Consider the following 5,467-nt stretch of genomic DNA (forward strand, 5'->3'; position numbering starts at 1 on the left):
GGCTGCCGGTGGCCCCGCCGTGGCGGGGTCGATCCGGCTCGTCGCGGTCACCTGCATCGGTCAGTTCTGCTCCGCGGCGGCGATGATGTCCGGGACCACGTTGTCGAGCGCCCAGGGCAGGCTGAGCGGCGACGCGGCCGAGATGGACAGCACCTGCTGCTCGTCGGTCTGCACCACCATCCGGCCCGCCTCGATCGCGGGGATGCGACCCAGCAGCGGGTCCGCTTCGATCGCGGCGCGCACGTCAGGCGACGCCGCGTAGGTGACCAGGATGTCCGAGACGAGCTCATCGGCCCGCTCGGGCGACCAGGTCACGGCGAACTGGTCGGCGGCCCCGGTCGAGGCCTCGGCGATCACGGGGGCCTGCACCATCCCCAACTGTTCGAGGAATCGCGGTCGGTTGTCCACGTCGGTGAAGGCGTAGATCTTCTCGGCCGCGTCCGGATCCACCGTCCCGTAGATGAAGGTGGTCCCCCGGACGCCCGGGTGGTCGTCGGCGACCTGTGCGATCCGGTCCTCCACCTCGTCGATGAGCTCCTCAGCTCGCTCCGAGCGGCCGAGTGCCTCGCCGATGAGGCGGGTCGAGTCCTGCCAGGGGGTGCCGAAGGCCACGTCGCCCTCGGGCATCGCGATGGTGGGGGCGATCTTGGAGAGGGTCTCGTATTCCTCGGCGGTCATCCCGGAGTAGGCACCCAGGATGACGTCGGGCTGGAGCGCGGCGATGGCCTCGGTGTTGATGCCGTCCGTCTCCGAGTACAGCTCGGGCATCTCGCCGCCGACCGATTCCAGCTCGGCGTCGAACCAGTCGGTGGATCCACCGGCGTTGCCGCCGAACGAGTTCCTCGGCATGCCCACGGGCACCACCCCCAGCGCCAGCGAGACATCGGCGTTGACCCAGGAGATCGTGGCCACCCGTTGCGGCGGTTCGGTGATCTCCGTCTGCCCGTACGCGTGGGTGATGGTGCGGGGGAAGTCCCCGTCGCGCTCGACGTCGGTCGCTGCGGCCGAGTCCTGCGATCCACCCACCGAGCCCGTCGTGCACCCGGCCAACACCGCCAGTGTCGCGATGAGCGCGGCCACGAGCAGTACGACCCGTGCGCGATCAGGGGCGTCGACCGGACGGACACGGGATCGGACGGTGGGTGAACTCATGTGGTCTCCGAGTGGGATCAAAGCCGCTTAGGCTTGGCTTACCTTAACGGAGCAACAGTAGAGCGGCGCGGCGAAGGAACGCAAGACCGTATTCCCACATTCCCACATCACCTGGGCCACAACGTGATTCATGTCACCCTAGTGTTGATTAGGCTAGCCTACCCTCATAGCGTTCGCCGGTACCCACGTCCGCGATCAGTTCGGAGCACCTGTGAACGAACACCTGTTGAACCACCGAAGCCGGAAGGACCACGCCGCCGCCCTGGCCGCGGCGACCGCCGAGGTCGGTCGATACCTCGACGGTCGTACCACCCCGCGCTCGTCCGCCTCTCCCGCCCATCTCGCGGCGCAGACCGCGGCAGTGGATCTGTCGACCCCGCTGGGAACGCTCGACAAGGCCATGGTGGAGGTGCGAGGTCTCTACCTCGACCACGCCGTCGGGTACCACCACCCCCGCTACCTCTCGCACCTCAACTGTCCGGTCACCATCCCCGCGCTCGCCGCCGAGACGCTCGCCACCTCCGTCAACACCGCCGTGGAGACGTGGGACCAGGGAACCTCGGCGTGCCTCATCGAGCAGAAGCTCGTCGACTGGGTCGCCGACCTGATCGAGTTCGACCGGCCGGCCCAGGTCACGCCGGACGGCGTGTTCACCACCGGCGGGTCGCAGTCCAACCTCCAGGGGCTCTTCACCGCACGCGAGGATCGACTCGCCCGCCCCGGCCCCGGGGGGACCACGCCCGCGGACCGCTGCGCGCGTCTGTCCCGACTGCGGATCGTCACCGGCGAGCACGCACACCTCAGCGTGGTCAAGGCCGCGCGACTGCTCGGTCTGGCCCCGGACGCCGTGATCATCCTCCCCGGGGACGGCGACCGCATGGACCCCGCCACCCTCGACCGGGCCCTGGCGTCCGTGGCGGACGCCGGTGACGAGGTCGCGGCCGTCGTCGCCCTGGCCGGGACCACCGACCACGGCGCGATCGACCCGTTGCGTGAGGTCGGACTGGTCTGTCGCCGTCACGACGTCTGGTTGCACGTGGACGCCGCCTACGGCGGCGGGTTGCTGGTCTCCCCCACCCGCCGCGATCTGCTCGACGGGATCGGGCTGGCCGACTCGGTGACCGTCGACTTCCACAAGACCTTCTTCCTGCCGGTGGCCGCGTCCGCACTGCTCCTGCGAGACCGCTCCGGCTTCCGTCACTCCACCGTCAGCGCCGACTACCTCAACCCCGCGGACGGTGACGACCACGCCGTGGACAAGTCCCTGCAGACCACCCGCCGCTTCGACGCGTTGAAGCTCTGGATGACGCTGCGCGTCCTCGGCGCCGACGGGATCGGCCGCATGCTCGACGACGCGATCGACGTGGCCCGGCGGATCGGTCGGACCATCGACTCCGAGCCCGACCTCGAGCTGGTTCGCAGGCCGGCGCTGTCGACCGTCCTGTTCCGGCCCCGGCCGGAGGCCTGTGACCCAGACGAGTCCGACGCCCTGGTCCGTCCCGTGAGGGACGCGCTGTTCGCCGAGGGGCGCTCGGTGGTCGCGGCGACGGTGGTGGACGGCCGGCCGTGCCTCAAGCTCACGATCCTGGACCCGGAGCTGTCAGACCAGGACGTGGCGGCCGTGCTCGCCGATGTCCGGGAGGCCGCCCGGTACCTGGCCGACGGGATGCGCCAGGCCACCACCGCGGCGGTGCTGTCATGAGCGGGAAGATCCACGACCTGCTGGGGGTGGGCATCGGTCCGTTCAACCTCGGGCTGGCGTGTCTGGCCGAACCGCTGGAGCTCGACGCCGTCTTCCTCGACGCCCGCGAGGGCTTCGCGTGGCACCACGGACTCATGTTCGACGACGCGACCATCCAGGTGCCCTTCCTGGCCGATCTGGTCACGCTGGCCGACCCCACCTCGCGGTACTCGTTCCTGTCGTATCTCAAACAGGTGGGCCGGTTGTATCCGTTCTACATCCGCGAGAACTTCCAGCCCCTGCGCGCGGAGTACGACGCGTACTGCCGCTGGGCCTCTGAGCGGGTGGGCGGACTCCGGTGGGGACGGCAGGTGGTCGACGTCCGACGCGAGACGGCTCACGGAGCCGGGGGCGGGCCGCCCGGGGAGAACGGAGGGACCGACGACGAGGACGGGCCCGTCTACCGGGTCACCGCCATCACCTCCGACGGCACGGAGACCTTCCGCGCACGGCACCTGGCACTGGGGATCGGCACCACCCCGTGGTCGCCTGTCGACACGACCTCACTCGACGGCGGCTCCCCACACGGTGGCCGACGCGTGGCGCTGCACGCCGCCGACTACCTGCACCGGCGCGAGCAGCTGCTCGGGCTGGACTCGGTGACCGTCGTGGGCAGCGGCCAGTCAGCCGCCGAGATCTACCACGACCTGCTGGCGGCGTCGGGGCATTCCGGCCCCCGCGTGGACTGGATCACCCGGTCCCCCCGGTTCTTCCCCATGGAGTACACCAAACTCACCCTGGAGATGACCTCCCCGGAGTACATCGACCATTTCCACGGACTCGGGGCCGGGAAGCGGGACCGGCTGCTGCGCGACCAACGGTCCCTTTACAAAGGCATCGATGCCGAGCTGATCAACGAGATCCACGACCTGCTCTACCGCCGGTCCGCCCACGGACAGGACACCGGGTTGCTGGTGGCCGCGACCACACTGGAGGGAGCCACGGTCGACGGCGCAGGGATCCGACTGGACCTGCACTGCGACGACACCGAACGGGCCTGGCAGCACCACACGGACGGCCTGGTGATGGCCACCGGCTACTCTCCCACCACTCCGCGGTTCCTCGATGGGATCGCCTCGGAGATCGACTGGGAGGAACCCCGACCCGAGCAGGCCCGCGAGGGCCGGCCCCGTCGCTACCGCGTGGCGCGGGACCACACCATCGACCTCGCACATCGGCGTGTCCACGTGCAGAACGCCGAGGAGCACACCCACGGTCTCAGCGCCCCGGACCTGGGGATGGGGGCGATGCGCAACAGCATCATCCTGCGGTCCGTCACCGGTCGCGAGGTCTACCCCGTCGAGTCACGCATCGCGTTCCAGCGGTTCGGCGCCCCGGCCGATGAGTCCCGCCCCGCCCGGGAGACCGACCAGGCCCGACCCGACACGTCCACCGAGCGCCGCACGCCCGCCGACCAGCAGGCCCAGGAGGCCCGATGAACCATCACACCGTCAGTACCCCCGCCGGACTCGTCTCGCTCTCACCCCTGTCTGCGGATCCCGCCACCGTCGGGACCCTCCACGCCTGGCTGTCACACCCCGGGTCGGCGTACTGGGGCATGCGGCACATGGCGCCCGACCAGATCTCCGCGTTCTTCCGCGACTGGCAGGGCAGCCCACACCGGCAGCTCCACATGGTGCACATCGACGGACTCCGGGTGGGCCTTGCCGTGTTCTACGACCCGGCCGCGGTCGAGCTCGACGGCAGGTACCCCCACGAACCCGGGGACCTGGGGATGCACCTCCTGGTCGCCCCGTCGCGGACGCCCGTGCCGGGCACCACGGCCGCCGTGATCGGCGCGATCTGCGAGACCGCCTTCGGTCCGCTGGGTGCCCGACGCGTGGTGGTTGAGCCGGACATCCGCAACACCGCCGTTCACCGGCTCAACTCCCGGGCCGGGTTCCGGGAGGACGGGCCGCTGGAGCTCGCCGACAAGACCGCCCTGCTCTCCTTCTGCGATCTCGGAGACTTCCGGGGTTCCGAGATCGGCCGGACCACACGGGCCGTGTCGTCGTCCCCTCCGTCGGCCTGCGCCGTACCCCACGCGCACCTCACCGGCCACGCGATGCGGCGGGCCCAACGTCGCCTGTGTGCCAAGGCCCTGTCCGAGTTCTCCCACGAGCGACTCGTCTCGCCACAGCCCACTGCGAACCCGGACGTGTACGAGGTGCGTGCGGGTGAGGAGAGGTGGCTGTTCCGCGGGCGGATGCTGCCCCTGGAGCACTGGGTGGTGGACGAGGGGTCATTACGCCGGGAGGTCGCCGGTGAGCCGGTCGAGCCCGACGCCCTGGCCCTCATCACCGCGCTGGCCCCGGTGCTCGGGATCCCCGGGTCACTCGTGGGCGTCTATCTGGAGGAGATCGCCGCGACCCTCGGGTCCGCCGCGTTCTGCCTGCACCACCGCGCCCGCCCCGTGCAGGAACTCGCCGACGCCGACCTGCAGGAGGTCGAGGGCGCGATGACCGAGGGGCACCCCGGTTTCGTGGCCAACAACGGCCGCATCGGGCTGGGGCTGACCGACCGGCACCGCTATACCCCGGAGGCGCCCGCGACCGTTCGGCTGGTGTGGCTGGA

At 70.5% G+C, this 5,467-nt stretch carries 4 protein-coding genes; 3 read left to right on the forward strand and 1 reads right to left on the reverse strand.

Features of this window, described 5'->3' with window-relative positions; translation table 11 throughout:
- Positions 1 to 60: 60 nt before the first annotated feature.
- Complete coding sequence (locus G6027_RS09590; protein WP_182636974.1) at positions 61 to 1,152, reverse strand: iron-siderophore ABC transporter substrate-binding protein; 1,092 nt, start codon at positions 1,150 to 1,152, stop codon at positions 61 to 63.
- A gap of 211 nt (positions 1,153 to 1,363) precedes the next feature.
- Here G6027_RS09590 and G6027_RS09595 point away from each other — a divergent pair, with 211 nt between their 5' ends.
- The 3 genes from G6027_RS09595 to G6027_RS18795 form a co-directional block, all read left to right on the forward strand.
- Positions 1,364 to 2,854, forward strand: coding sequence for a pyridoxal-dependent decarboxylase (locus tag G6027_RS09595; protein ID WP_182636975.1), 1,491 nt, complete (start codon positions 1,364 to 1,366; stop codon positions 2,852 to 2,854).
- The gene (locus G6027_RS09600; protein WP_182636976.1) at positions 2,851 to 4,332 is read left to right on the forward strand and encodes a SidA/IucD/PvdA family monooxygenase; all 1,482 of its coding nucleotides are present in this window, start codon (positions 2,851 to 2,853) and stop codon (positions 4,330 to 4,332) included. Before G6027_RS09595 ends, G6027_RS09600 begins: the two co-directional genes overlap by 4 nt.
- On the forward strand, positions 4,329 to 5,467 hold a 1,139-nt coding region (locus tag G6027_RS18795; protein WP_241727001.1), incomplete at its 3' end, for a GNAT family N-acetyltransferase. The genes G6027_RS09600 and G6027_RS18795, both read left to right, overlap by 4 nt.

It is taken from the genome of Dietzia sp. SLG310A2-38A2 (genome assembly GCF_014145095.1).
GTDB lineage: Bacteria > Actinomycetota > Actinomycetes > Mycobacteriales > Mycobacteriaceae > Dietzia.

Coding starts and splice junctions, on each gene's coding strand:
- G6027_RS09590 (WP_182636974.1), bottom strand. CDS start 1,152: ATGAGTTCACCCACCGTCCGATCCCGTGTCCGTCCGGTCGACGCCCCT.
- G6027_RS09600 (WP_182636976.1), top strand. CDS start 2,851: ATGAGCGGGAAGATCCACGACCTGCTGGGGGTGGGCATCGGTCCGTTC.